Annotated in this window: 23 protein-coding genes; 15 read left to right on the plus strand and 8 right to left on the minus strand. The window is 59.3% G+C overall.

Going from position 1 to position 25,593, the window contains the following annotated elements:
* Positions 1-361 precede the first annotated feature (361 nt).
* Positions 362-1,282, plus strand: coding sequence for a porin (locus L63ED372_RS01340; RefSeq protein WP_231624525.1), 921 nt, complete (start codon positions 362-364; stop codon positions 1,280-1,282).
* Positions 1,283-1,363: 81 nt separating this feature from the next.
* Here L63ED372_RS01340 and L63ED372_RS01345 read toward each other — a convergent pair whose 3' ends face one another.
* Positions 1,364-2,338 carry a Bug family tripartite tricarboxylate transporter substrate binding protein gene (locus tag L63ED372_RS01345; RefSeq protein ID WP_062402237.1) on the minus strand — a complete coding sequence of 325 codons (975 nt, stop codon included), beginning with the start codon at positions 2,336-2,338 and terminating at the stop codon, positions 1,364-1,366.
* A gap of 31 nt (positions 2,339-2,369) precedes the next feature.
* Between L63ED372_RS01345 and L63ED372_RS01350 the strand changes: the two genes are divergently transcribed.
* The 10 genes from L63ED372_RS01350 (at position 2,370) to L63ED372_RS01395 (ending at position 13,194) form a co-directional block, all read left to right on the plus strand.
* A complete protein-coding gene (locus tag L63ED372_RS01350; RefSeq protein ID WP_197275300.1) occupies positions 2,370-3,128 on the plus strand; it encodes a DUF3047 domain-containing protein in 759 nt (252 codons plus the stop codon).
* A 113-nt stretch (positions 3,129-3,241) separates the two neighbouring features.
* Positions 3,242-4,849, plus strand: a complete 1,608-nt coding sequence (locus L63ED372_RS01355; RefSeq protein WP_082431552.1) for an ABC transporter substrate-binding protein — start codon at positions 3,242-3,244, stop codon at positions 4,847-4,849.
* A complete protein-coding gene (locus L63ED372_RS01360; protein ID WP_062402243.1) occupies positions 4,849-5,829 on the plus strand; it encodes an ABC transporter permease in 981 nt (326 codons plus the stop codon). Before L63ED372_RS01355 ends, L63ED372_RS01360 begins: the two co-directional genes overlap by 1 nt.
* A 2-nt stretch (positions 5,830-5,831) precedes the next feature.
* On the plus strand, positions 5,832-7,082 hold the full coding sequence (locus L63ED372_RS01365) for a M20 aminoacylase family protein (protein WP_062402248.1): 1,251 nt from the start codon (positions 5,832-5,834) through the stop codon (positions 7,080-7,082).
* Between the two features lie 100 nt (positions 7,083-7,182).
* Entirely contained in the window at positions 7,183-8,706 is a 1,524-nt protein-coding gene (locus L63ED372_RS01370) for an ABC transporter substrate-binding protein (protein WP_442915159.1), read from the plus strand.
* A gap of 3 nt (positions 8,707-8,709) precedes the next feature.
* Complete coding sequence (locus L63ED372_RS01375; protein WP_062402255.1) at positions 8,710-9,618, plus strand: ABC transporter permease; 909 nt, start codon at positions 8,710-8,712, stop codon at positions 9,616-9,618.
* The gene (locus L63ED372_RS01380; protein ID WP_062402258.1) at positions 9,615-10,583 is read left to right on the plus strand and encodes an ABC transporter ATP-binding protein; all 969 of its coding nucleotides are present in this window, start codon (positions 9,615-9,617) and stop codon (positions 10,581-10,583) included. Before L63ED372_RS01375 ends, L63ED372_RS01380 begins: the two co-directional genes overlap by 4 nt.
* Positions 10,580-11,575 (plus strand): ABC transporter ATP-binding protein, encoded by a 996-nt coding sequence (locus L63ED372_RS01385; protein ID WP_062402261.1) that lies wholly within the window; start codon positions 10,580-10,582, stop codon positions 11,573-11,575. Before L63ED372_RS01380 ends, L63ED372_RS01385 begins: the two co-directional genes overlap by 4 nt.
* A 57-nt stretch (positions 11,576-11,632) precedes the next feature.
* A complete protein-coding gene (locus tag L63ED372_RS01390) occupies positions 11,633-11,968 on the plus strand; it encodes a helix-turn-helix transcriptional regulator (RefSeq protein WP_062402263.1) in 336 nt (111 codons plus the stop codon).
* Complete coding sequence (locus L63ED372_RS01395; RefSeq protein WP_062402266.1) at positions 11,965-13,194, plus strand: type II toxin-antitoxin system HipA family toxin; 1,230 nt, start codon at positions 11,965-11,967, stop codon at positions 13,192-13,194. The genes L63ED372_RS01390 and L63ED372_RS01395 overlap by 4 nt, the downstream gene beginning before the upstream one ends.
* Positions 13,195-13,377: 183 nt before the next feature.
* Here L63ED372_RS01395 and L63ED372_RS01400 read toward each other — a convergent pair whose 3' ends face one another.
* Positions 13,378-14,421, minus strand: coding sequence for a porin (locus L63ED372_RS01400; RefSeq protein ID WP_231624526.1), 1,044 nt, complete (start codon positions 14,419-14,421; stop codon positions 13,378-13,380).
* Positions 14,422-14,542: 121 nt separating this feature from the next.
* Here L63ED372_RS01400 and L63ED372_RS01405 point away from each other — a divergent pair, with 121 nt between their 5' ends.
* Positions 14,543-15,889, plus strand: a complete 1,347-nt coding sequence (locus L63ED372_RS01405; RefSeq protein WP_231624527.1) for a phage integrase SAM-like domain-containing protein — start codon at positions 14,543-14,545, stop codon at positions 15,887-15,889.
* Positions 15,890-15,897: 8 nt separating this feature from the next.
* Here L63ED372_RS01405 and L63ED372_RS01410 read toward each other — a convergent pair whose 3' ends face one another.
* The 4 genes from L63ED372_RS01410 to L63ED372_RS01425 all read right to left on the minus strand — a co-directional run bounded on the left by L63ED372_RS01410 (position 15,898) and on the right by L63ED372_RS01425 (position 19,961).
* Complete coding sequence (locus tag L63ED372_RS01410) at positions 15,898-16,899, minus strand: Bug family tripartite tricarboxylate transporter substrate binding protein (RefSeq protein ID WP_062402272.1); 1,002 nt, start codon at positions 16,897-16,899, stop codon at positions 15,898-15,900.
* 78 nt (positions 16,900-16,977) lie between these two features.
* Positions 16,978-18,474, minus strand: coding sequence for a tripartite tricarboxylate transporter permease (locus L63ED372_RS01415; protein ID WP_062402275.1), 1,497 nt, complete (start codon positions 18,472-18,474; stop codon positions 16,978-16,980).
* Positions 18,475-18,525: 51 nt separating this feature from the next.
* The gene (locus tag L63ED372_RS01420) at positions 18,526-18,990 is read right to left on the minus strand and encodes a tripartite tricarboxylate transporter TctB family protein (protein WP_062402279.1); all 465 of its coding nucleotides are present in this window, start codon (positions 18,988-18,990) and stop codon (positions 18,526-18,528) included.
* Positions 18,987-19,961 carry a Bug family tripartite tricarboxylate transporter substrate binding protein gene (locus L63ED372_RS01425; protein ID WP_062402282.1) on the minus strand — a complete coding sequence of 325 codons (975 nt, stop codon included), beginning with the start codon at positions 19,959-19,961 and terminating at the stop codon, positions 18,987-18,989. Before L63ED372_RS01425 ends, L63ED372_RS01420 begins: the two co-directional genes overlap by 4 nt.
* A gap of 136 nt (positions 19,962-20,097) precedes the next feature.
* On the opposite strand from L63ED372_RS01425, the gene L63ED372_RS01430 reads away from it, so the two are divergent.
* Both L63ED372_RS01430 and L63ED372_RS01435 read left to right on the plus strand, forming a co-directional pair.
* Positions 20,098-20,805, plus strand: coding sequence for a response regulator transcription factor (locus L63ED372_RS01430; protein ID WP_062402286.1), 708 nt, complete (start codon positions 20,098-20,100; stop codon positions 20,803-20,805).
* On the plus strand, positions 20,802-22,214 hold the full coding sequence (locus tag L63ED372_RS01435; protein WP_062402289.1) for a sensor histidine kinase: 1,413 nt from the start codon (positions 20,802-20,804) through the stop codon (positions 22,212-22,214). The genes L63ED372_RS01430 and L63ED372_RS01435 overlap by 4 nt, the downstream gene beginning before the upstream one ends.
* Before the next feature lie 23 nt (positions 22,215-22,237).
* Here L63ED372_RS01435 and L63ED372_RS01440 read toward each other — a convergent pair whose 3' ends face one another.
* Entirely contained in the window at positions 22,238-23,083 is an 846-nt protein-coding gene (locus tag L63ED372_RS01440; RefSeq protein ID WP_062402293.1) for a MurR/RpiR family transcriptional regulator, read from the minus strand.
* Between the two features lie 14 nt (positions 23,084-23,097).
* A complete protein-coding gene (gene zwf / locus L63ED372_RS01445) occupies positions 23,098-24,561 on the minus strand; it encodes a glucose-6-phosphate dehydrogenase (RefSeq protein ID WP_062402297.1) in 1,464 nt (487 codons plus the stop codon).
* 83 nt (positions 24,562-24,644) lie between these two features.
* Here zwf and tal point away from each other — a divergent pair, with 83 nt between their 5' ends.
* Complete coding sequence (tal, locus tag L63ED372_RS01450; protein WP_062402300.1) at positions 24,645-25,592, plus strand: transaldolase; 948 nt, start codon at positions 24,645-24,647, stop codon at positions 25,590-25,592.
* The last annotated feature ends 1 nt before the right edge of the window (position 25,593 follow it).

Genomic DNA, 25,593 nt, shown 5'->3' on the forward strand with positions numbered 1-25,593 from the left:
GAATCTTTAGAACCTCTTTGGCACTTATCAAGTGTTGAATTCAAAACTTGCTGGAAATCGTTGAATTAATTGATAAAAGTGTCATTGACTGTGATTCCCTAGGTGTAACCACCAACAGCTGTTGCACGCTTGCAACGAAATATCCTTTTCTTTGCCGAATGTCTTGGCGAAGTCACAGTCGTCTGGTGGAATAACAACAACTTCCGAATTTGGAGGTTGGCTCAGGGTCTCGATGGGTGATTTCCACCCTTCTGATTCGGGCCCTTGTTTAACCTTGGAGAAACTTGCAATGAAAAAATCTCTGATTGCTCTGGCTGTTTTGGCAGCTTCCGGTGCCGCTTTCGCTCAATCCACAGTGACCATGTTTGGTATCGTTGATGCTGCCGTGTCTGTTGCCAAAGGCGACGTCGCTGACAAGACTTCTTTGATCAACTCTGGCTACAACAGCAGCCGTTTTGGCGTGCGTGGCGTTGAAGACCTCGGCGGTGGCCTGAAGGCTTCCTTCCACCTGGAAGGCGCTTTGTCTAACGACGACGGCAATGCAACCGGTTTCAACTTCCAGCGCCGTTCGCTGGTGAGCTTGTCGGGTGGTTTCGGTGAGATCCAATTGGGTCGTGAGTACACTCCACACTTCTGGAACCACACTGTGTACGATCCGTTCGGCACCAACGGTTCCGGCACACAAATCGGTTTGAACTCCGCTGCTGGTGGCGCCACAACCGTGCGTACCAACAACGCCATCAACTACTACACCCCCACAATGGGTGGCTTCAAGCTGCAAGCCCAAATGGCTTTCGGTGAGCAGTCCTCCAATGCTGCCGCTCCTGATGCTGGCAACATGACTTCCTTCCGCGCTTCTTACGACATGGGCAAGTTGTCGGCTGCTGTGGCAACTGGCAAGACCAACGTGTCTGCTGGCGTGGACATCACTTCCACCAACTACGGTGCAGCTTATGACTTCGGCGTTGCCAAAGTCATGGGTTCCGTGTTCAAAGACGAGCGCACTGGCGCTGCTGACACCGACGGTTACGTCTTCGGTCTGTTGGCTCCTGTTGGCCCAGGCACCGTCCGTTTTGCCATGTCGCAAACTGAGACTGGCGCTGCACAATCCAAGAAGACTGCCATCGGCTACGTCTACGGTCTGAGCAAGCGCACTGACTTGTACGCTACATACGCCAGCGTGAAAAACAGCGGCGGCGCTTCTGCCAACGCTGGTGGTGCTACTTCTGGTGTGAACGGTTCGTCCACAGCCATGGACTTCGGTGTCAAGCACTCCTTCTAATTTACGGCCGACGCAAGTCGGTTGAGATTAAAAGACTAAAAAACCCACCGTGGCAACACGGTGGGTTTTTTTTACGTCTGCTCACTGCTGGGCAATGCCCGCCTTTTGAATCACCGCGGACCAGCGCTGAATCTCGGTGTCCAGCAGTTGGGCCAGTTGGGCAGGGGTGCTGGATTGGGCTTGTACATTAAATCCGCCCAGGCGTTGCACCATGGCAGGATCGGCCAGCACCTTGACCACTTCGGCATTCAGGCGCTGAACGATGGCCGGGGGTGTTTTGCCGGGCGCAGCCAAGGCGTTCCACGAAGACACGTTGAAGTTGCTCAGGCCAGGCAACTCGCGCACCACGGGCACTTGGTGCTGGTCTTTGGGGCGGTTCGCACCCATCACACCCAGCAGGCGCACGGCTTTGGCATTGATTTGGGGTTTGAGCGGTCCCAGAATTTCGACCACCGCATCGACCTGGCCGCCGCGCAGGGCGTTGATGACGGCGGGTGTGCCGTTGTAAGGAATGATTTGTGCGATCAGGTTGGCCTGGGCGCGCAGCAACTCGGCGGCCAGGTGTTGGGTGCTGCCGATGTTGATGGTGCCGATGTTGAGCTGGCCCGGGTTGGCGCGGCCAAAGCCGATGAGATCGGCCAGGCTTTTGTGGGGCGAGGATTCGGGCACCACGATGGCGATGTCAAACAAGCCGAGCAAGGACACGGGCGCAAAGTCGGTGCGCGGGTTGAAGGGCAGGGCCTTGAACAGGCCCGCACTCACGGCGGTGCCATTGGACATGAGCAGCAGGGTTTGGCCGTCAGGTTCGGCCTTGGCGACCAACTCTGCCGCCACGATGCCGCCCGCGCCGGGCCGGTTGTCAATGACGACCGCTTGACCCATGTTGATGGACAGTTGCTGCGCGACGGCCCGTGCGGTCAGATCGGCCACGCCACCTGCCCCAAAAGGCACCACGATGCGCAGAGGTTTTGAAGGAAAAGTGGCCTGTGCCCAAGCGATCTTGGGTAACCCTGAAGACAAGAGGGCTGAATACATGACACGGCGGCGGCTTAACATGGGCACATTCCGATAAAAGTTTTGACACGTCATGATAAATCCAAGCATTGCATCGGTTCGTTGGGCGCTGTGTGCCGCCTTGAGCAGCGGCGTGCTGCTGTTGACGGGCTGTGCCCACAGGGTGACTCAAGAAAACAAGCCCCCCCAAGTTTTGCGGCAGTTGCCTTTGCAGTTCAGTGCACAAGACAAGTCGCAGTGGCAAGCCATGCCTTTGCCAGGCAAGTTGCTCACCGCCTACCGTGTGGCGCCGCAAGGCCCGCGCGATGCCCTGCTGGCCGAAGCCGCATCCTCGGCCAGCATGTTGAGACAAGCCTTGCACATCCACCCCGAGCAATTGGGCGCATTGCAGTTTGACTGGCGGGTTGATCAGCTCATCCCGGGGGCCGACATGCGCCAGCGCGATGCAGAAGATTCGCCGGTCCGCCTGATTTTGGTGTTTGATGGCGACAGGCAAGGTTTTTCAGCCAAGAACAACATGCTCAGCGAGTTGACGCTCAGCCTGACGGGTGAGCCACTGCCCTACGCCACCTTGATGTACGTGTGGTGTAACGACTGCCCAGCTGAGTCGGTGATCGTCAACCCCAGAACCGACCGCATCCGCAAACTGGCCGTGGAGTCCGGCGCTGGCCGGGTCGGGCAGTGGCTGCATTACCGCCGCGATATTCGGGCTGATTTTAAAAAGGCCTTTGGTGAAGAGCCTGGCGCCTTGCTGGGCCTGGCCATCATGACCGACACGGACAACACCCGCAGCACCACGCGGGCTTGGTACGGCACGGTCCGTTTGGATTGACTGCACCAGTCCGGTGCGCGACAGCGCAGTTTGGGGAATTCCCTGCCCTGTCCGCGGGCCCGGATGTTGCATACTCATCAGCTATCCCCAACTTTTCTCACCGAGGTGTTTTGATGAAGAAGATGACCCCCGCCGCCGTGCTGCCCAGCGTCCTGACCGCTTCTTTGGTTTTGGCAGGTGTGATGACCGCTGGACTGGTGCAGGCCAAGCCTTTTAAATGGACCAGCGCCAGCGACATCCCGACACTCGACATCCATTCTCAAAACAATGCCTTGGGCAACGGTGTGCACGCCGCGATTTTTGACTCACTGGTTTACTACAACAGCAAGACCTTCAAGATCGAGCCCCGCTTGGCGACCTCTTGGAAGGAAATGTCGCCCACGCAGTACCGCTTCAATTTGCGCAAGGGGGTTAAGTTCAGCGACGGCTCCGCCCTGACGGCTGACGATGTGGTGTTTTCACTGGACCGTGCCCGCGCCAAAACCTCCAACTTCAACGTCTACACCCAAGGCATGAGCCGCATTGTCAAGGTCGATGCCAACACGGTCGACATCATCTTGAGCGGACCCAACCCCGTCATCTTGAACCAGATGACCGAGTTGCGCATCATGAGCAAAGCCTGGGCCGAAAAGAACAAGTCGGTGGAGCCCAAGGATGCCAAGACCAAGGATGAAAACTTTGCCCACCGCAACGCCATGGGCAGCGGCCCTTACATGGTCAAGGACTGGCAGCCCGACCAGCGCTTGGTGCTGGTGAAAAACCCCGCTTGGTGGGGATGGGCTGATGCTGCCACCAACGTGACCGAGATCATCTACACACCGATCAAGAACGAAGCCACTCGCGCTGCTGCCTTGTTGTCGGGCGAGATCGACTTTGTGCTGGATCCCAGCCCGCAAGATTTGGGCCGCATGCGCAACAACGCCAACCTGAAGGTGGTCGACGGCATTGAAAACCGCACCATCTTTTTGGGCATGGACCAGCACCGCGCCGAACTGCCCGGCTCCAACGTCAAAGGCAAAAACCCCCTCAAAGACGTGAAGGTCCGCAAGGCGCTGTACCAAGCCATCGACATCGACACCATCCACCGCGTGACCATGCGCGGCTTGTCGCAAAACACGGGTGCCTTGGTGGCCCCCCAAGTCAACGGCTGGACCAAAGCGGTGGACACGCGTTTCCCCTATTCACTGGATGCGGCCAAAAAGTTGTTGACCGAAGCCGGTTATCCCAATGGCTTTGAGGTGGACTTTGCCTGCCCCAACAACCGCTACATCAACGACGAAGAGATCTGCCAGGCCATCACCGCCATGTGGGCGAAGGTGGGCGTGAAGGCCAAACTGCGCACCATGCCTTTGGTGACGTATTTCCCCATGATCCAGCGCTACGAAGCCAGCATCTACATGCTGGGCTGGGGTGTGCCGACCTTTGACGCTTTGTACAGCCTGCAGTCCCTCACCCGCACCGTGGGCACGGGCGGCGATGGCAACTACAACGTGGGCCGCTACAGCAATCCCCGCATGGACTACATCGTGGACCGCGTGAAGACCGAAACCGATTTGCCCGTGCGTGATCGCTTGCTGACCGAGGGTCTGCAACTGCAAAACGACACCGTGGCCCACATTCCGCTGCACAACCAGGTGATTCCTTGGGCCATGAAGAAGAATGTTGAGGTGGTGCACCGCCCTGACAACCGCCTCGACTGGACGCTGATCAAGGTCAACTGATGCTCGCTTTCATCTTGCAGCGGCTGATCCAGGCCGTGGTCGTCATGGTCACGGTCGCCTTCATCGCTTTTCTGTTGTTCCAGTATGTGGGGGATCCGGTGGTGTTCTTGCTGGGGCAAGACGCCACCAAAGAGCAGATCGACATGCTTCGGGCTGACTTGGGTCTGGACCAGCCTTTCTTTGTGCAGTTTGGCCACTTTTTGGCCAATGCGGTGCAAGGCGAGTTTGGTCTGAGTCTGCGTCAGGGGGCCAAAGTCTCGCGCCTGATTGCCGAGCGCTTGCCCGCCACCCTGGAGCTGGCGATGGTGGCTGCCTCTTTGGCTTTGGTCATTGGCATCCCCATGGGGGTGTATGCGGCCTTGCGCCGGGGCACTTGGGCCAGCCAGTTCATCATGACGGTGTCCCTGCTGGGGGTGTCGCTGCCCACCTTCCTGATCGGCATCTTGTTGATCCTGGTGTTTGCGGTGATGCTGGGCTGGTTCCCCAGTTTTGGCCGAGGTGAAGTGATTCAAATGGGTTGGTGGTCGAGTGGCCTGATGACAGCCAAGGGCTGGCACCACATCGTGCTGCCCGCTGTGACGTTGGCGATTTTTCAGCTGACGCTCATCATGCGCTTGGTGCGTGCCGAGATGCTGGAGGTGCTGCGCACCGACTACATCAAGTTTGCCCGTGCCCGTGGCCTGTCCAACCGCGCCATCCATTTTGGTCATGCACTCAAGAACACCTTGGTGCCGGTGATGACCATCACTGGCTTGCAGTTGGGTGGTTTGATTGCTTTTGCCATCATCACCGAGACCGTGTTCCAGTGGCCTGGCATGGGCTTGTTGTTCATCCAGGCGGTGACCTTCGCAGACATTCCGGTGATGGCGGCTTACCTGTGCCTGATCGCGCTGATTTTTGTGGTCATCAATCTGATCGTGGACTTGCTCTACTTTGTGGTCGACCCGCGCCTGCGCGTGGGCAAGCCCGGAGGACATTGAGCGTGGGTGCTTCTTTTCAATCTGTGTTGGGGCGTGGCGCAGCGTTTGCGCGAATCGCCCAATTCCACCCCGAACTCACCGCCTTCAGGCGCGACCTGCACGCCCACCCCGAGCTGGGCTTTGAAGAGGTCTACACCTCGGCCCGCGTGGCCGAGATGCTCAAAGTTTGTGGTGTGGACAGCATCCACACTGGCATTGGCAAAACCGGCGTGGTGGCCTTGGTACATGGTCAGGGCCGCTCGGCCAGCAACCCGGGCCGCATGATTGGCCTTCGGGCCGACATGGACGCTTTGCCTTTGACCGAGCACAACGAATGCACCTGGAAATCGGGCACACCCGGGCTGATGCACGGCTGTGGCCACGACGGCCACACCGCCATGCTGATGGGTGCGGCGCGTTACCTGGCCGAAACCCGGCGCTTTGATGGCACGGCCGTGCTGATTTTTCAGCCCGGCGAAGAAGGCTACGCAGGTGCCCGCGCCATGATGCAAGATGGTCTGTTTGAGCGCTTTCCGTGCGAACAGGTCTATGCCCAACACAATTCGCCCGAGACACCTTTGGGTGTGATCGGCATCACCCCCGGCCCCATGCAAGCGGCGGTGGACCGCATCGAGATCCGCATCATCGGCAAAGGCGGGCACGGCGCTCGCCCGCACCAGGCGGTTGACCCGGTGCTGGTGGCCGGGCACATCATCACTGCTGCGCAAAGTGTGGTCTCGCGCAACCTGTCGGCTTTTGACCAGGCGGTCATCAGCATTTGCTCAATGCAGGCAGGCCACCCTGGCGCCATGAGTGTGATCCCGGGCGAGGCGGTTTTGGTGGGCACTGTGCGCACCTACAGCGAGCGGGTGCAGGATCAGATCGAAGACCGTTTGCGTGCCTTGTGCAACGGTGTCGCGCAAGGCTTTGGGGCATCTGCCGAATTGACCTATGAGCGTGTCTACCCTGCCACCGTGAACACCGTGCCCGAAGCGCGATTCGCCTGCGATGTGGCGGCGGCTTTGGTCGGTGAAGACAAGGTTTGGCGCGACATGCTGCCCAGCATGGGCGGCGAAGATTTTTCTTTCATGCTCCAGGCCAAGCCCGGGGCGTACATCCGCATCGGCCAGGGCTTGCCACACGGCCCCGGCCCGCACCCGCTGCACAACAGCCGCTACGACTTCAACGACGACATCCTGCCCTTGGGCGCGGCCATGCACGCCAGCTTGATCGAGCAGGCTTTGCCACTGAGCCCTGCCTCGAGCAGTTCTTGATTTTTTCAACCGCTTTCATTGACCACTTTCAGGAGTTTTTATGCACAAGCTTTCATTCAAACGTTCTTTGACCGCTTTGGCCGTGGTGTCGGCCTTGGCCATGGGCAGCGCCCATGCGGCCACCGTGCGCATCGCCAACCAGGGCGACGCTTTGTCCATGGACCCCCATTCGCTCAACGAATCCTTGCAACTGAGCATCACGAACAACGTCTATGAATCGCTCGTGGGCGTGAGCAAAGACCTGAAGTTCGAAGCTGGCCTGGCCACTTCGTGGAAGCAGACTTCGCCCAACGTGTGGCGTTTTGAGCTGCGCAAGAACGTGAAATTCCATGACGACACGCCTTTCACCGCCGATGATGTGGTGTTCTCGCTGAACCGCGCTGCAGGCGAAGGCTCCGACATGCGCAGCAACACCAACGACATCAAGGAAGTGCGCAAGATCGACAGCCACACCATCGAGATCGAGACCAAATCGCCGTTCCCCATCTTGCCCAACGTGTTGTCGACCGTGTTCATCATGAGCAAGAAATGGTGCGAAGACAACCAGGCCACACGCCCAGTGGACCGCCGCAAGGGCATTGAAAACGCCGCATCGTTCCGTGCGAATGGCACTGGCCCCTACCGCCTGCGTGAGCGTCAGCCCAATGTGCGCACCACCTTTGTTCGCAACGGCAGCTACTGGGGCAAGATCGATGGCAACGTGGATGAAGTCATCTTCTCCGTGATCTCCAATGACCCCACCCGCGTGGCAGCTTTGCTCTCGGGCGAGATTGACATCATGGAACCCGTGCCTGTGCAGGACGTGCCGCGCATCAATGCGGGCGCCAACACCCGCGCTTTGGTGGCGCCCGAGTTGCGCACCATCTTTTTGGGCATGGACCAAAAGCGTGACGAGTTGTTGTACTCCAGCGTGAAGGGCAAGAACCCCTTCAAGGACAAGCGCGTGCGCCAGGCCTTCTACCAGGCCATCGACATCGAAGGCATCAAGCGCACTGTGATGCGTGGCGCCTCCAACCCCAGCGCCTTGATGGTCGGCCCCGGCATCAACGGCTTCAACCCCGACCTGAACAAGCGCCTGCCCTTTGACCCCGAAGCCTCCAAAAAGCTGCTGGCCGAAGCGGGTTACCCCACCGGCTTCACTGTCGACATGAACTGCCCCAATGACCGTTATGTGAACGACGGCCAGATTTGCGAAGCCGTGGCCGCCAACTTGGCTCGTGTGAACGTCAAGGTCAACCTCAAGGCCGAGACCAAGGGCACTTATTTCCCCAAAATCCTGCGCCGTGACACCAGCTTCTATTTGCTGGGCTGGACTCCCAGCACCTACGATGCCCACAACGCACTCAATGCCTTGATGCGCTGCGTGGATGACAAGGGCACTGGCCAGTTCAACTTGGGCGCTTATTGCAACCCCAAGGTCGACGAGTTGACCGTGAAAATCCAGAGCGAAACCGATCAGGCCAAACGCAACGCGATGATCAAAGAGGCCTTTGAGTTGCACAGCGCGGACATTGGTCACCTGCCTTTGCACCAGCAGGCCTTGGCTTGGGGCATCAACAAAAAGGTCACACTGGTGCAGCGCGGTGACAACTCCATGCCGTTCAAGTCCATCACCGTCAAGTAATCCATGAATGCACTGAAACGCTGGCTTGACAGCGACGTTGGTTACAGCTTCCGCCAATCGCCCACGGCGATGGTGGCGGCTGGCATTGCCTTCATCTGTCTTTTTTGTTCGGTTTTTGCCGGCTGGGTCGCACCGACCAACCCGTTTGATCTGGCCACACTGGAGCTGAGCGACGCCCGCTTGCCCCCGGCCTGGATGGAGGGGGGCTCCACCAAGTTCTTGCTCGGCACCGACGATCAGGGGCGCGACATTTTGTCGGCCCTGATCTACGGCTCGCGCATCTCTTTGGTGGTGGGTTTGGCCTCGGTGGTCTTGTCTGTGGCGGTGGGCGTGGGCTTGGGTTTGCTGGCGGGCTTCAAAGGCGGTTGGATCGACGCCTTGCTCATGCGCATGTGCGATGTGATGTTGTCCTTCCCGGCCATTTTGGTGGCCCTGCTGATTGCGGGTGTGGGGCGTGCTTTGTTCCCCAATGCCAATGAGTCGCTGGCCTTTGGCGTGCTGATCATCTCGATCTCGCTCACCGGCTGGGTGCAATATGCACGCACCGTGCGCGGCACGACTTTGGTGGAGCGCAACAAGGAATACGTTCAGGCTGCTCGCGTGACGGGGGTGGCCCCGCTGCGCATCATGGTCAAGCATGTCTTGCCCAACGTGATGGGCCCGGTCATGGTGCTGGCCACGATCCAGGTGGCCACGGCCATCATCACCGAAGCCACACTGTCGTTCTTAGGTGTGGGCGCACCGCCCACTTCGCCTTCGCTGGGCACGCTGATCCGCGTGGGCAATGACTATTTGTTCTCGGGCGAGTGGTGGATCACGATTTTTCCGGGGCTGATGCTGGTGGTGATCGCCCTGTCGGTCAATTTGCTGGGTGACTGGTTGCGCGACGCGCTGAATCCGAGATTGCGATGAGTCTTTTACAAGTCAAAAACCTGGTGGTGGAGTTCCCCAGCCGCCACGGCACTTTGCGTGCCCTGGACGATATTTCTTTCGACATTGCTCCCGGTGAAATCCTGGGGGTGGTGGGCGAGTCGGGTGCGGGTAAGTCGCTCACGGGCGCGGCCATCATCGGCTTGCTCGAGCCACCGGGCCGCGTGGCCAGCGGGCAGATTGTGTTGGAAGGTCAACGCATCGACCACCTGAACAACGACGAGATGCGACACATCCGGGGCCGCAAGATCGGCGCGATTTTTCAGGACCCGCTGACTTCGCTCAACCCGCTGTACTCCATCGGGCGGCAGTTGACGGAAACCATTTTGGCCCACTTGCCCGTCACGCCCCAAGAGGCGCGGCAACGCGCTATCCAGTTGCTCAAAGACACTGGCATCTCGGCCGCTGAAGAGCGCATCGACCACTACCCACACCAGTTCTCGGGTGGCATGCGCCAGCGAGTGGTGATTGCGCTGGCCTTGGCTGCTGAGCCTCAACTGATTGTGGCCGACGAGCCGACCACGGCGCTTGACGTGTCAATTCAGGCGCAGATCATCAGCTTGCTCAAAAAGGTCTGTAAGGACCGGGGCGCAGCCGTGATGCTGATCACCCACGACATGGGTGTGATCGCCGAAACCTGTGACCGCGTGGCGGTGTTGTACGCCGGGCGCGTGGCCGAAATTGGCCCCGTGCACCAGGTCATCAACCACCCGGCCCACCCTTACACCGCGGGCCTGATGGCCTCGATTCCCGACATGGACAGTGACCGCGAACGCCTGAACCAAATTGACGGCGCCATGCCCCGCCTGAACGCCATTCCGCAAGGCTGCGCCTTCAACCCGCGTTGCCCCAAAGCCTTTGACCGATGCCGCCAAGAGCGGCCCGAGCTGGTCAACACGGGTGTCAACCAAGCCGCTTGCTGGCTGCACGATGGGAGCGCGGCATGAGCGAGAAAAAATCACAAGCCTTGGTCGTGGCGCACGACTTGGCCAAGACCTTTGACGTCTCTGCCCCTTGGCTCAACCGCGTCATCGAGCGCAAACCGCGCCAACTGCTCAACGCCGTGGACGGGGTGAGCTTCGAGATCGAACGCGGCAAAACACTCGCCCTGGTGGGTGAGTCCGGCTGCGGCAAAAGCACAGTGGCCCGCTTGCTGGTGGGCCTGTACGAGCCCACACGCGGCGGCCTGACCTTCGACGGGCAAGACGCCCACGCGGCCTTCAAATCGTCCAATGCCAAGGCCATGCGCCAACGCATCCAAATGATTTTCCAAGACCCCTATGCCAGCTTGAACCCACGCTGGACGGTTGACAACATCATTGGCGAGCCGCTCAAAGAGCACGGCCTGATCAGCGACGCCGAAGAGCTCAAAGCCCGTGTGGCCGAGTTGCTCAAGTCGGTCGGTCTGTCACCGCTCGACATGGTCAAGTACCCGCACCAGTTTTCGGGCGGGCAGCGCCAACGCATCTCAATTGCCCGCGCCTTGGCCACCGCACCCGAGTTTTTGGTGTGTGACGAGCCGACCTCGGCGCTCGATGTGAGCGTGCAGGCGCAAGTGCTCAACATCATGAAAGACCTGCAGCGCGAGCGGGGTCTGACCTATCTGTTCATCAGCCACAACCTGGCCGTGGTGCGCCATGTGAGTGACCAGGTGGGCGTGATGTATTTGGGCCGACTGGTGGAATTGGCCGACAAACACACCTTGTTTGGCAACCCGCAGCACCCGTACACCAAGATGCTGTTGGACGCGATTCCGAAGATGCACGACACCGGCCGCGCCCGCACCCCCGTGCAAGGCGAAGTGCCCAACCCGCTCAATCCGCCAAGCGGCTGCACCTTCCACCCCCGCTGCCCACAGGCCACCGACATCTGCCGCGCCGAACGCCCCGCTTTGCGCGACTTCAAAGGCATCAAGATCGCTTGTCACGCGGTGGTGTGATCCCATGAGGTGATTTAAAGATTGAAATATCCGTCATTGTTCGAATAAAATCAAACAATGACTGAATTTTTAGACTTTAACTTTTCTTCGGCCGAAGAAATTTCTCTGGCCTTGGCGCAGCGATTGAAACGCCTTCGGATTCAAAAAGAGATTGCCCAAGCCGAGATGGCCGAGCGCATGGGCGTGTCTCGCAGCACACTCAACACGCTCGAAAACACGGGCAAAGCTTCGGTGATCGCTTGGATCAAACTGGTCCAGTGCCTCGGTCAAGAGGGGCAATTGCAGCCCTTGTTCAAGCCCGTTATCACGTCGATTGCTGAAATGGAACAGCAACAAATACCGGCTCGGCAGCGTGTCTCTCGCACGCGCCACCTTCCGAAAGACAAGCCATGAAAAAGGTCCAAGTCCGCTACGAGGGATGGGGCGAAAACTGGCACCTGGGCACATTGGCCGAAGATGGTCAGCATCTGCTTTTTGAGTATTCGGCTCAAGCCTTGACTGAAGGCTTGGATTTGTCGCCGCGGCATTTGCCGTTGCAAAAGCAGGCCATGGGAGATTTCCCAAGGCATTTTTGGCGCTTGCCAGGCTTGTTTGCAGACTCCTTGCCCGATGGCTGGGGAAAGCTGCTCATGGACAGGCTCTTCAGTCAGAAAGAGCTTCGCCCGCAACAGTGCTCACCGCTGGACCGCTTGAGCTTTATTGGTCATCGTGGGCTGGGGGCACTCACCTACGAGCCTGACACACATGGCGATGTTGTGCCTGATGCGGTGGATCTTCTCGCCTTGGCCAACGAAACGACGCTGGTTTTACAAGGCGAAGACACTCAAACCCTTCAGAAACTGGCCATGCTGGGCGGCTCCCCGCAAGGGGCCAGGCCCAAGGTATTGGTGTATTACGATCCGGTGATGGCGCGAATCAGCACAACACCCATGGCGGTGGGTTCAGGCTGGTTGGTCAAATTTCAGGCCTTGGGTGAGCACAAAGAGGTGTGTGCGATTGAGGCGTTTTACGCGCAACTAGCCAGCGCCTGTGGTCTGGATGTGCCCGCTACGCGGGTGTTTGATTTGAGCCCTCAACACGCGGCACTGGGCATTGAACGCTTCGATCTGTCGCAGGGGCGGCGTGTCCCTATCCATTCTTTGGCGGGTTTTCTGCACGCAGACTTCAGGGTTCCGTCGGCTGTGAACTACACGACTTTTTTGCGTGCCACACGCATGATCACGCGCGATGAGCGTGAGGTGCAAAAAGCATTTGAGCGTGCGGTCTTCAATGTGCTGTTTCACAACCGAGATGACCATGCCAAAAACCTGGCCTACCGCATGGATGCGCAACGACACTGGAAGCTGGCCCCATGTTTTGACCTCACGTACAGCGAAGGCCCTGGCGGTGAGCACCAAATGGACATTTGCGGAGAAGGGCTGAACATCACCCGCAGCCATTTGACGAAATTGGCGCAGCAAGGCGGGCTCGACGCTCGGTGGGCAGGGCACAGACTGGATGCCATGCTGGCAGTGGTAGACCAGTGGGCTGCGCTGGTCGAATCATTTGATATCCGTCGAGTGACTCGTCAGAAAATGCACCATGACCTTATTCGCCAGCGTGAAGCCTTGATGCGCTGAGTCAAGTGTTCACAACTCAGAGCACAAAGGCATAAGCTTTTTTCGATCTCTTTGGATGCATGGCGTCACGACTTCTGAATGGGATGGCGTCAAAAGATCTGAGGAGGCCAATAAAAAAACCCACCGTGTTGCCACGGTGGGTTTTTGTCTTTTAAAAATCAGCTGGCTTGCGCCAGCTTCAAATTAGAAGTTGTGCTTCACGCCGAATTCGAAGCCTTTGGACTTCAAGCCTGTGAAATCAGATGCAATCGCTGAACCCACGGTGTTGCCAAAGCCTTCTTCGTTTTTCAACACTGAGTAAGTGCCGTAGACAGAGGTGCGCTTGCTCAGATCGTGAACAGCGCCAAATGCCAATTGGTTGCCGATTTTTTCTTCAGCTTTGCGGGCAACATAAGAAGCCTTCAAAGTTGTTGCACCCATGGGAACAGCCACTCCCAAAATGGTTGACTTGATAGAACCCGAATTTACACCATCAGTTTCGGTCAACTTGTCTGTCTTGTATCCAGCGCTGACTTTGGCCACGCCCAAGTCGTAAGAACCAGCCAAGAATGTGGTTGCCCACTTGGCCTTTTGGTCGGTTGCACCTTTGGTGGACTGAGTACCCAGTGCGGCAACCAGAGGACCATTGCCGTATTGCAGCTTCAAACTGGTCATTTTGCCGGCATCGCGGTTTGTAGTGCCTGTAGCCTCCGAACCAAAGCTATACATCAGACCAGCTGTGAAACCGCTGAAAGATGGGCTGTAATAGGCAACGCTGTTGTTTGCACGGACGGCATTCGGATCAGCATAAACCGCGTTTGCGGTTGCTGTTGCAGCTGTCGCAAATCCACCGGCTGTAGTTACATCAGCAGCAGTTACTTCAGAAGATGCAAGCGTCACCGAGTTTGCCAGATTGTAAGAGGAACCAACACCGTTGGTGCCAAATGGATCAGCAATGCCAGCGATCGTGAACAATGGGGTGTAGTCACGGCCCATGCGGACTTCACCGAAGCCACCAGCAACGCCAATGGTTGACTTGCGTGCGAAGTTGAAGCCGCCAGGAGTGCCGGTGTCAGGGTTCATGCCGCCTTCAAAGTGGAAGTTGGCCTTCAAGCCGCCGCCCAGGTCTTCTTCACCACGCACGCCGAAACGGCTGGAGTAGATACCGTCTTGTGCCATGCCTTGGAACTTGTTAGTGCCAGATGTCACGGAACGGTAGTTCAGGTCAGCGCCACCGAACAAAGTCACGGTGGATTGTGCGAATGCAGTGCCCGAAACGGCTGCCAATGTAGCCAGAGCAGTTATATTGTTAAAATTATTTGCGAATAAAGAAGTAATTTTGAATTTGCCACTCTATACTTCTCTAGCTATGAAAATTCGGCCCCTTTTAGCCTCTGTATGCGCCAGTCTGGATGACTTTTTGGGTCAGCCGATGGCCATTGTGGAGGGGTCTGGTGCTTCAGCGGTGGCCATCTTGGATGCTAATCAGCCGGTTTTTTATGTGGTCAGTCCGGAGTTTTGGAAAAAAATCTCTCAGCAGGACAGCCCAGGCCGCCCGCCTCGTCGCACGGTCGACTTGGATGATCGGGATGACACCGAAGACGAGGAGCCCGAGCCTGCACCTGCGCCTCGATCACCGCGGGTTAAAACTGCGCGTGCCCAGATGGCTGAATCGGTGTTGACGCAGGGGGCGATGCGCTTTAATCGCTTTGACGTGCTGGCGGACCAGTTGATTGAGATTGAAAACCAGCGTGTCAAACGCGGCGAGTTGAGTGCGGCTTCGGTGGGGATTCTCAAAAATCGGCTGGACGCGCATGTTTTGCCTTATTTCAAGTACATTCCGCCGTCCCAAGTGACGCCGATGATGATGGACGCTTTTGTCCGTCGTTTGACCGACAGTCGGCTCAGTTCAACCACGGTGTCCCAGTATTTGGTGGTGGTGCGCAAGTTGCTCAAACTGGCCATTCGGCATGGTTTTTTGAGGGAAGTGCCTGAGTTGCCCGCCATCAAGGTGGCCAACCGACCTCGGTCGATGCTGAGTTTGAAGGAGTATGCCGCGGTGGTGCACACGGCCCATCGTTTGGCCCGGACTGGCGACAAGGCGCCAGAGATCAAGGCGTCCACGGGCTATCGCGAGCGGTTTTGGGTGCATCCTCGGCACTTGAGCCTGCCGCCAGACATGGCGTGGGCCATTCGGTTCATGGTCAACAGCTTTGTTCGACCGGGGGATTTGCGTCAGCTCAAGCACAAGCATGTTCAAGTCGTTCGCGGCAGCAGTGTGTATTTGCGCATGACCTTGCCGCAGACCAAGCGCCATGATGCGCCCATGGTGACTTTGCGGCCCGCAGTACAGGTTTATGAAGCAGCTTTGGCCAAAGCCCGTCGGGACGGACATGGTGAACCGGACGATTATGTCTTTTTACCCGCTGAAAAAGACCGCACCTATGCTCTGGCGGTATTGGGTTTCTGGTTCAAATGGGTGATGCGCGAGGCGGGTGTCGCGCCTGCTGACTCGCTGGGCCGTTTGCGCACCTTGTATTGCTTGCGGCACACGTCGATCATGTTCCGTTTGCTTTATGGCCAAGGCATTGACATGTTGACCTTGGCCCGGAACGCCCGTACATCGGTGCAGATGATCGAGCGCTTTTATGCCTCGGCGCTCGATGGCGAGATGAACGTGGCCATGCTGCAAAGCAGGCGCACGTCCAAGTCATGACGCGGTGATCAACCGGGACGAATCTGCCCCTTGATCACGACCTCTTTCCAGCGGGCCTGTTCACGGGCCACAAAGGCGGCGTATTCAGCGGGTGTGCCACCGCCAGGGATGGCGCTTTCGGCCGCGTTTTGAGCCACCACTTCGGGCGACTTGACGGCTTTGGCGCATTCTTGTTGCAGCTTGGTGATGATTTCGGGTGGTGTGCCTGCGCGGGCATGGATGCCGTACCACTGCACCGTTTCAAAGTCTTTGAAGCCCAATTCCTGCACCGTGGGCACGTCGGGCAAGACAGGGATACGTTCGGTGGTGCCCACAGCAATGCAACGCACGGCACCGCTCTTGATGTGGGGCAACAGGGCAGGGGTGCCTGCTGAGAACAATTGGATGCGACCGGCCAGCACGTCGTTGAGCGCTGGGCCTGTGCCGCGGTAGGGGATGTGGGTGACGAACATGCCGGTGGCCAGCTTGAGCGCTTCCATGGCCAGGTGGCCAGCGCTGGCGTTACCAGCAGAGGCGTAGTTCAACTGACCAGGACGGGCCTTGACGTAGGCGATCAAGGATTTCATGTCGGTGACTGGCACGTCTTTGTGAACCACAAACAAGCTGGGCACACGCGAGAGCAGGGTGACAGGCACAAAGTCCTTGTTCACGTCGTAGCCGCTGTCGGGGTAAATCAGGGGGTTGACCGCCATCAGGCCGATGTGGCTCATGATGATGGTGTAGCCGTCGGCCGGGGCACGGTGGAGTTCTTGCATGGCGGGCACGCCGCCGCCGCCGCCTTTGTTGTCAATGACAAAAGATGCACCCAATTGTTTGGTCAGCTGGGCAGCAATGCCACGGGCCACGATGCTGGAGGTGCCACCGGGGGCAAACGGGATGATCCAGCGGATGGGTTTGTTGGGCCAGGCCGATTGGGCATGGCCCGAAACGCCCGTGGCGGCTAAGCCTGCTGCACCCATCCATTTGAGGTAGTCACGGCGCGGGATCAGAGGGGATTGGGAGTCTTGCATGTCTGTGAGCTCGGTATGTCAAAAATGAACCCGTATCAAAGCAAAAAAAACGATGCATTTGAAGCGGGTAATTACGGATCAAGACTTGGCACCGCGGCGAAATTGTCGCCAAAGTGTCGGAACGATCAGCAGCAGGACGGCCACCGCCATGAGGCTGCCTGACAAAGGCCGCGTGAAGAAGGTGGACCAGTCGCCCTGGCTGATGGTCAGTGCCTGGCGCATGGATTGCTCGCCCAGCGGCGCCAGGATCAGGCCCACGATGAGAGGGGCCGCCGGAAAGTCAAAGCGGCGCATGATGTAACCCAGCAAGCCGAAGACAAACAACAAGCCCACGTTGAACACCGAGTTGCCCGCGCCGTAAACACCCGCGGTGGAGATCACGATGATGCCGGCATAGAGCCATGGCGGCGGGATCTTGAGCAGCTTGACCCACAAACTCACCAGAGGCAGGTTGAGCACCAGCAAGATCACGTTGCCGATGTAGAGGCTGGCGATCAGTGTCCAGACCAAGCCGCTTTGTTGGCTGAACAGCTGTGGGCCGGTCTGGATGCCGTAGCCTTCAAAGGCCGACAGCATGATGGCGGCGGTGGCCGAGGTGGGGATGCCCAAGGTCAGCAGGGGCATCAACACGCCTGCAGCGGCGGCGTTGTTGGCGGCTTCGGGGCCTGCCACGCCTTCGATCGCGCCATGGCCAAATTCTTCGGGGTGTTTGGAGAGTTTTTTCTCGGTGTAGTACGACAGCAATGTGGGCAATTCGGCCCCGCCTGCGGGCATGGCACCAATGGGAAAGCCAAAGAACGCGCCACGGAACCAGGCTTTCCAGGAACGCGCCCAGTCACTCTTGCTCATCCACAGGCTGCCCGTCAATTTCATGACTTCGCCACCTTTGGACTCGCGCCCCTGCCAAGCCAGGTACAGCGCCTCGCCCACCGCAAACAAGCCCACAGCGGCCACGGTCACTTCGATGCCGTCCAGCAATTCGGGGCGGCCAAAAGTGAATCGGGGCTGCCCGGTTTGCAGGTCCACACCCACCATGCCCAGCAGCAAGCCCAGGCCCAAAGCGACCAGGCCGCGCAACATGGAGTTGCCCAGCACGGCCGAGACCGCCACCACCGACAGCACCATCAGGCTGAAGTATTCGGCTGGGCCAAAGGCCAAAGCAGCTTCGACCACCCAAGGGGCCACAAAAGTCAAAGCCAAGGTGCCGATGGTGCCCGCCACAAAGCTGCCGATGGCGGCTGTGGCCAGGGCTTGACCCGCTCGGCCCCGTCGGGCCATTTTGTTGCCCTCGAGCGCTGTGACCACCGCCGCCGACTCACCCGGTGTGTTGAGCAAAATGGAGGTGGTGGAGCCGCCGTAAGCCGCGCCGTAGTAGATGCCCGCGAACATGACAAACATGCTGGTGGCGGGCACATGGTAGGTCAGGGGCAGCAGCAAGGCAATGGTCAGCGCTGGGCCAATGCCGGGCAGCACGCCCACGAGCGTGCCAACAAAGCAGCCCACAAAGCCCCACATCAAGGTGGTGGGCTGCAAGGCAATGGCAAAGCCGCCCATCAGGGCGTTAAAAGCTTCCATGGGAAATCCGATCGAAAAAACGTTGGGCGATGAAGCGAAGCAGAGACCGCTTCAAATCAACCAGGGCAGTGCAGGGCCCAAGCCCACGCCCAGCAATTGGGCAAACACAAACCAAAAGGTGCTGGCGATGGCGGCGCAGATCAGGGCCGATTTGAGGCCCAAGGGCGCATCAAACGCGCGTGCCACGCCCATGCCACACAGCGTGCCGGGGATCACAAAGCCCAAGGGAATCACCAAAACGATGAAGGCCACACCTCCGCCCAACAAGCTGAGGACCCGGGCATTGGCGCCAGGCAGGGGCGACTGGTCGGGTGCCTGGCTTTCATCGGTTTGGTGACCACGCCAAGCACTCACGCCGTACAACACGGCGAAAGCGCTCAGCGCAGCCACGATCACGCCCGGTGCCAGCACAGGACCCACGGTCATCTGCATCATGGATTCGGGGATGACCGTGACTTGCCAGGCGGCCACCCCGCAAAGGGCGGCCAGCAAGAAGGCAACGCGAAGAGGCGTCATGCCAGGCCCAGCTCTTTCATCAGGACGATTTTTTCTTCGATGTCTTTGCCCAGGTCGCGCTCAAAGGGACGCTCGGTCATGAAGGCGTCGGTCCACTTGCGTGTTTCCAATTCTTGCTTCCAAGGCGCCGAAGCGTTGAGCTTGGTCACAAAGTCGATCATGGCTTCGCGTTGGGCGGCCGTGATGCCGGGGGGGGCAAACACACCGCGCCAGTTCGATTCGGTCACGTTGATGCCCAACTCGCTCAGTGTGGGGACATTCACGCCAGGGATGCGGCGCTTGCCGGACACAGCCAGCGGGATCATGCGACCGGCTTTGATTTGTTCTTCAAATTCCGAGTAGCCCGAGATACCAGCAGACACTTGACCACCCAAAATCGCGGCGTTGGCGGGGCCGCCGCCAGCAAACGCCACGTAAGCGGCTTCGCGGGGGTTTTTGCCCAGGGCCTTGATCAGCATGCCCAAAATCAGGTGGTCGGTGCCGCCAGCGCTGCCGCCTGCGACCGAGACGGCCTTGGGGTTGGCCTTGAGGGCGGCTTCGAGTTCTTTCCAGGTTTTGATCTTGCCGTTGGCAGGCACCACAATCACGCCAGCTTCTTCGGTCAGGCGAGCGATTGGGGTCACGTCTTTGATGGTGACGGGGCTCTTGTTGGCAATGCCCGCACCGATCATGACCGAGCCGCCCACCATGAGCGTGTTGCCCTGGCCTTTGCGCTGGTTCACAAAGCGGGGCAGACCCACCATGCCGCCAGCACCGCCGACGTTTTCAAACTGCATGGTGCCGACCAGGCCTGCGGCCTTGGCGGCACGCTCCATGGCGCGGGCGGTGCCGTCCCAGCCGCCACCGGGTGCTGCGGGCACGAACATGTTGATGCTGGCGATCAGGGGTTTGGCCTGGGCCCAGGCGGGCAGGGTGAACGAAGCACCAGCGGCAGCGCCGAGGGCGAGGAAGTCGCGTTTGGAAATGGACATGCAGGTCTCCTGTGTGAAAATAAAAACACCACTGCTCGGCGCAAACCATGAGCAGATGACACGATTTTGGTGCCGCACCGGGCGTCAAGCTGTCAATCACCTGTCAAATCCATTCAGTGAATACCCTCAAAGCGCTATGACACCCCGAATCCTGCTGGTGGAGGACACCCCCGACATTGCGCTGTGGCTGGGCACGGCCTTGCGACAGGGGGGCATGCAGGTCGAATTTGCCACGGATGGCCATGCGGCCGAGCGCTGTCTTCAGACCGGTCATGGGTTTGATGCGGTGCTGCTGGATTTGCAGTTGCCCGGGCAAGATGGCTTGAGCGTGTTGCAGGACTTGCGTGCGCGGGGCGATGCGGTCCCGGTGCTGATTTTGACGGCGCGGGCCAGTGTGCCGGACCGGGTGCTGGGCCTGAACATGGGGGCCGACGACTATTTGCCCAAGCCCTTTGATTTGAGCGAACTAGAAGCCCGTTTGCAGGTCTTGCTGCGTCGCCATGGCCGCGCCAAAACCAACACATTGCGTTGGGGGCCGCTGGAGATGGCGCCTGAAACCAGCACCGTCTGGTGGCACGGCCAGGTGCTCGCCTTGACCCAGCGCGAGGCGGCCGCCTTGCGTGTGCTCTTGTCGTCGCCCCAGCGCACCGTCAGCAAGGAGCAGCTGCATGCCGACGTGTTTGCCGATGAGGCCACCGGACTGGACGCGGTGGAGGTGCTGATTTACCGCCTGCGCAAAAAAATCGAGGCGGCAGCGGCCGCATCGGGGGGCTCGTCCGAGGTGGTGATCTCCACCTTTCGCGGCATGGGCTACATGCTGACTTCACCTTTGGGGTCGGCATGAGGTTGGACCATGGGCATTCGGGCCGAGCCGTGGCGTCCTTGCGCAGGCGCTTGCTCAGCTGGATCTTGCTGCCCTTGACCGGCTTGATTGGCGTGAATGCTTGGGTCGGGTATGGCAACGCGGTGGAGGCCGCCAATGAGGCTTATGATCGCTCCTTGTACCTGGCTGCACGAACGCTGGCCGAAGAGCTGTCTTGGCAGGACGGACGGCTGCAGTTGGACGTGATGAAGGCGGCGGGTTATTTGTTCGAGAACCATACCGGCTCACGTTTGTTTTACAAAGTGACCACGCCCGCTGGCCAGTGGCTGGCAGGGGTTGCCGCTTTGCCTGATGCGCCTGTGCGCACGCAGTCGGCGGTCAAGTACTTTGCCCTGGTGCAGTTTGACGACGGGGTGTACCTGAACCAGCCTGTGCGATTGGCGCAGCTCACGCACGTCATGGAAGACGCCAGCTTGAGCGAGCCGCTGATCAAGATCACCGTCGCTGAAACCATGGAAGCGAGGCAACAGCTGATCCAGCATATTTTGTGGGACACCTTGGGCAGCCAAGGCCTGCTGCTGTTGGCGGCTGCCTTGTTGGTGGTCTGTGGCGTGCAGCGCGGCATTCGGCCGCTGGAGTCGTTTCGCCGTCAACTGGCGAACAAAGCCGACGATGATTTCTTGCCCATCCAGCCGCCGGACTTGCCACGCGAGTTGCGGCCCCTGATCGATACGCTCAACAGCTACTTGGAGCGCTTGGGCCGCCTGATCGATATCCGCAAACGCTTTTTGGACAATGCCGCGCACCAACTGCGCACACCGCTCACGGCCCTGAAAACACAGCTGGCATTGGCCCAGCGCAATGCCGAGCCCGAACAGGCCCAAGCGCTCTTGTCAGCAGCGCGGCAAACCACCGATGACGCGGTGCGCCTGACCGAGCAACTCTTGGCCATGACCCGGGTGGAGCATGCGCGTGAGATGCACAGCCCGCACACCGTGGACTTGGTGGATTTGGCTCGCCGGGTCACGCAAGAGCATTTGATGCGGGCCCACCAATTGGGTGATGACCTGGGCTTGGAGGTGCAAGTGGCGCAGTGCGAGGTGCAGGGCGTGGACCTGTTGCTGCACGAGGCACTGAGCAACCTGATCGACAACGCTATTCACCACGGCCCGGTGGGCACCCACATCACGGTGCGGGTGGGTGAGTCTTGGCTGGAAGTGCAAGACGATGGGCCGGGCATTGCGCTCGAGCACCAGGCCCATGTGTTCGAGCGTTTTTACCGAGCGGCCCCATCGGGTGTGAATGGCAGTGGCCTGGGGTTGGCCATCGTCAAGGAAATCGCCAACCAGCACGGGGCTGTGATGTCGTTGATCAGCCCGCTCGAGAACGGGCGGGGAACCCGGATCCGCATGGCCTGGCCTAAGCGCTGATGTGGGGCCCAGCGCCCCATGGCTCAGGTGTAACGTTTGCTGCTCAGGTTTTTCTTCATGTCGCGCAACACGGGCTGCAGTTCCTCGCCGATGCGTAAGGCCACGGTGGTGGCCAAGATGTCGATGATGAGCAGGTGCAGCAGGCGCGAGACCATGGGGCTGTATTTGTCGTAGCCCTCGGGGTGGTCGGCCGTGAGGTGGATGTGCCCGGCGCTGGCCAGAGGCGAGCCGCTGGCGGTGATGACGATGGTGGTGGCGCCTTGTTTTTTGGCGATATCGCAGGCGTCCATCAAGTCACGTGTGCGGCCCGAGTTGGAAATGATCACCGCGCAGTCACCCGGCTTGAGCATGGAGGCGCTCATGACCTGCATGTGGCCATCGCTGTAGGCGATGGCGTTCACACCCAGGCGGAAGAATTTGTGTTGTGCGTCTTGCGCCACGATGCCGGAATTGCCCACGCCGTAAAACTCGATGCGGCGGTTGGTTTTTTGCGTGGCGGCCAGTGCTTGTGCGGCATGCTCCAGCGCGAAAGAGCTGGCATCGTTGCGGTACTTCAAAAACGCGGCCACGGTGTTGTCAATGACTTTGACCGCGATGTCGCTGGTTTTGTCGTCCACATCCACGCTGCGGTGAATGAAGGGCACACCTTCACTCACACTGCCGGCCAGCTTGAGTTTGAAGTCGGACAAACCGTCGTAACCCACACTGCGGCAAAAGCGCACCACGGTGGGTTTGCTCACATGCGCCCGGTCGGCCAACTCCGTGACGGGCAAGTTGGCAAAGGCCCGTGGGTCGGCCAAGACCAGCTTGCCCACGCGTTGCTCGGCTGGAGCCAGGGAGGGCAAAGAGGCTTTGATGCGGTCGAGCATGGGGTGTCTCCGGTTTAGATTTCTTCGGACCAGCAAAAGCCGTCACGGGCGATCATGGCGCTGGATGCGCTCGGCCCCCAGGTGCCCGCCGCATAGGGGCGGGGGCCCATGGTGTCGTTCTGCCAGTGCTGCAAGATCGGTTCGACCCAGCGCCAGGCTTCTTCTTGTTCGTCGCTGCGCACGAACAGGTTCAGTCGGCCGTCCAGCACATCGAGCAGCAAGCGTTCGTAAGCGCCCACCCGCTGGCTGCCAAAGCGTTTGTCAAAGTCCAGGTCCAGGTGCACCGGGCTCAGGGTGGCGCCACCGCTGCCTTCGCCGCGTTTGCTTTGGCCTTGGGCAAACAGGTGCAACTCCAGCCCGTCTTTGGGTTGCAGGTGGATGACCAGTTTGTTGGCTTGGCCCAATGGGCTTTTGAAGATCTCGTGCGGCGTTTTTCGGAAATTGATCTCGATGTGTGCCTCACGCGAAGCCATGCGTTTGCCGGTACGGATGTAAAACGGCACGCCCGCCCAGCGCCAGTTGGCGATCTCGGTGCGCAGTGCCACAAAGGTTTCGGTGCTGCTGGTCGTGTTCACGCCGGGCTCCTCGCGGTAGCCGGGCACGGCCTGGCCAAACACATTGCCCGCGCTGTACTGACCGCGGATGACGTGTTGGCTCAGGGTCTCGGGTGTCCAGGGTTTCAGAGCACGCAGCACCTTGAGCTTTTCGTCGCGGATGGCGTCGGCATGGGCGTTGATCGGGGGCTCCATGGCAATCGCACACAGCAGTTGCAGTGCGTGGTTTTGCACCATGTCGCGCAGGGCGCCCGTGGTTTCGTAAAAGCCGCCGCGTTTTTCCACACCCAGCTCTTCGGACATGGTGATCTGGATGTTGGCGATGTGCTCGCGCCGCCACAAGGGCTCAAACAAGGCGTTGCCAAAGCGCAGCGCAAACAGGTTTTGCACCGCGGGCTTGCCCAGGTAGTGGTCGATGCGGAAGATTTGTTGCTCTTTGAAGACTTGGCCCACCGCTTGGTTGATGGCGCGGTTGGAGGCCAGGTCGTGGCCCAGGGGCTTTTCGAGCACGATGCGGGTTTTGGCAGTGTTCAGGCCGTTGGCGGCGAGTTGCTCGCAGACGGTGGTGAACAGGCTGGGCGCGGTGGACAAATACATCACCACGCTGTCGGTCTCGCGCTCGGCCAAACGGGCTGACAAGGCCGCATAGGACTCCGGCTTGGACAAGTCCATGCGCACGTAACACAGCAGGCTGGCAAAGCGGGCGAATTCTTCGCTGTTGGGCCGCTTGTCCCCGTCGACTTGGTCAAATCGAGACTGAATTTGCTGGCGGTATTGTTCGTCGCTCAGATCGTCACGGCCCACACCGATGATGCGGCCCCCTTCAGGCAGACTGTCGTGGCGGTAGGCCTGAAACAGGGCAGGCATGAGTTTGCGCCAGACCAGATCGCCCGTGCCGCCAAAGAAAACCAAATCAAAAGCCATGATGTTCTTGAGTTACATGAAAAATTGATTTGTAATGTAACTTTGTTTCACGGATAATTCAAGCGACCTTTCAAATAAATGCCATGAACCAACTCGACGCCCTCAAACAATTCACCACCGTGGTCGCCGATACCGGCGACTTCAAGCAATTGGCCCAGTTCCAGCCCCAAGACGCGACGACCAACCCGTCCTTGATCTTGAAGGCCGTGCAAAAACCCGAATACGCGCCCTTGCTGGCCGAGGCCGTGGCCACGCACCGGGGCCAGCCGCTGGACGTGGTGATGGACCACTTGCTGGTGCGTTTTGGCTGTGAGATTTTGAAGACCATTCCCGGTCGCGTGTCGACCGAGGTGGATGCCCGCTTGAGCTTTGACACTGCTGCCACGGTGGCCCGGGCGCGGCGCATCATGGCGCTCTACGAGGCGCAAGGCATGGCCCGCGAGCGTGTGCTGATCAAGATCGCGTCGACCTGGGAGGGCATTCAGGCTGCAGCCGAACTCGAGCGCGAAGGCATTCGTTGCAACCTGACGCTGTTGTTTGCGTTTTGCCAAGCCGTGGCCTGTGGCCAAGCCAAAGTGCAACTGATCTCGCCTTTTGTAGGGCGTATTTATGACTGGTACAAAAAGTCGGCAGGCGCCGCTTGGGACGAAGCGGCCATGTCGGGCGCCAACGACCCCGGCGTGCAGTCGGTGCGGGCGATCTTCAACCATTACAAAAAGCACGGCATTGTCACTGAGGTGATGGGCGCGTCATTCCGCAACATCGGCCAGATCACGGCGCTGGCCGGTTGCGATTTGCTGACCATCAGCCCCGAGTTGCTGGCGCAGCTGGCCGCCAGCGATGCGCCTTTGGATAAATCGCTCGACGCACAAGCAGCGCAGACCATGGACCTGCCTGCTGTGGCCTATGAGGAAGCCTCTTTCCGCTTGGCGCTCAATGAAGACGCTATGGCCACAGAGAAGCTGGCCGAAGGCATCCGCGCCTTTTGCGCCGATGCGGTCAAGCTTGAAGTGCTGATGCAAAAGGGCTGAG

Source organism: Limnohabitans sp. 63ED37-2 (assembly GCF_001412535.1).
Lineage (GTDB): Bacteria > Pseudomonadota > Gammaproteobacteria > Burkholderiales > Burkholderiaceae_C > Limnohabitans_A.